Genomic DNA, 1,452 nt, shown 5'->3' on the forward strand with positions numbered 1-1,452 from the left:
CGTTGGTGGCCCGCCGCTCACCCCGGCACGCCGGCGAACCGGGCCGCCCATTCATCGCGCTGCTCGTCGGTGATCTTGGCGAAGAGCACCTCGGGCACGGCGAAGGCGTGGCCCTCGGGCAGGGCCGACAGCGCGGCGCGGGCGTCGTCCGCGTCGCGCACGTCCCCCACCGCGCGCGCCTCCTCGACGAAGGCGAGCGCCTCTCCGACGCGGGGGCCGGGCGGCAGGTCGAGGAGGTCCATGACGTCGCCGCCGCGCAGGAGTGGCGCGGGGGGCGGGGCGGCGTGGTGGACCGCCAGCACCCGCCCGACCGCTTCGCGGTAGCGGCGCCTCGACGCGGCGTTCGCGAGGGGGCCGCGGGCCGCCTCGCGGTCGGCGAGCATCAACGCCAGCAGGTCGGGCAGCAGGTCGGCGCGGCGGTGTACGAAGCGGCGGGCGGAACGCTCCGTCGTCGGGAGCGGCACCATGTGCGCCGCCACGAGCGCCGCGGCGCGCCGTACCGTCTCGCGCGGGAAGCGCAGGGCACGCAACGCGGCGGCGGTGAGCGTCGCGCCGTGCTCGGCGTGGCCGTGGAAGGTGCGGCGGCCCAGGGGGCCGCGCGCCGCGCAGGCGGGCTTGCCGACGTCGTGCAGCAGGGTCGCCAGCCGCAGGTCGGTCGCCGCGTCCGGGAACGCCGCGACGAGTCGGTCGAGCGCCTCGAGCTGGTGGTGCAGCACGTCGCGGTGGTGGAGGCCGCCCTGCTCGACGCCGTCGCCCGCCGCGAGGTCGGGCAGCAGCAGCGTCAACCACCCCAGGGCGTGCGCGTCGGCGAGGGCGGCGCCGGGGCGTTCGGCGTGCAGGAGCTCGGTCAGTTCGCTTCCCAAGCGCTCCGCCGCCGGGCGGGGGAGGGCGCCCGCCGCGATGCGCCGCGCGACGTCCGCCGCCGCGGCGCGCGTGGCGGGGTCCCACGCGAGGTCGTGCGTCGCGGCGAGGCGGATGCCGCGCAGGCCGCGCAGCGGGTCGTCGGCGAGGACGTCGGGTCCGCAGGCCACCAGCGTGCGGGCCGCCAGGGCCTCCGCCCCCCCGAGCGGGTCGGTGGGGCCGTCGGGCCCCACCGCCATGGCGTTGATCGTGTAGTCGCGGCGGGCGAGGTCGGCCTCCAGCGGCCCGGTGCTCGGCGTGAGGTCCAGGGTGCGCCCGTCGGCGGCGACGACCCGCCAGTGGCGGCGGGCGGTGTCCAGCTCGACCGGCGTGCCGTCCACGCGGTCGGCGAGGTCGCGGGCGGCGGCGGCGGGGTCGGGCACCCACCAGTCGACGTCGCGGACCGGGCGGCCGAGCAACGCGTCCCGCACCGCGCCGCCGACCACGACGCCGCCCGCGGGGACCGGAGCGAACGCCTCCAGCGGCGGCCACGGGGCGAGCGGGGGGCGGTGGGCCCGCCCGCCAAGGAGGCGGTCGAGGAGGGCGCGCCAG

At 79.8% G+C, this 1,452-nt stretch carries 1 protein-coding gene; it reads right to left on the reverse strand.

Annotation, left to right across the window (positions count from 1 at the left end; translation table 11 throughout):
• Positions 1 to 17: 17 nt before the first annotated feature.
• A partial coding sequence (locus RI554_11550) for an HD domain-containing protein (protein ID MDR9392647.1) occupies positions 18 to 1,452 on the reverse strand: 1,435 nt, incomplete at its 5' end.

This window comes from Trueperaceae bacterium (assembly GCA_031581195.1).
In the GTDB taxonomy this organism is placed as follows: Bacteria; Deinococcota; Deinococci; order Deinococcales; family Trueperaceae; genus SLSQ01.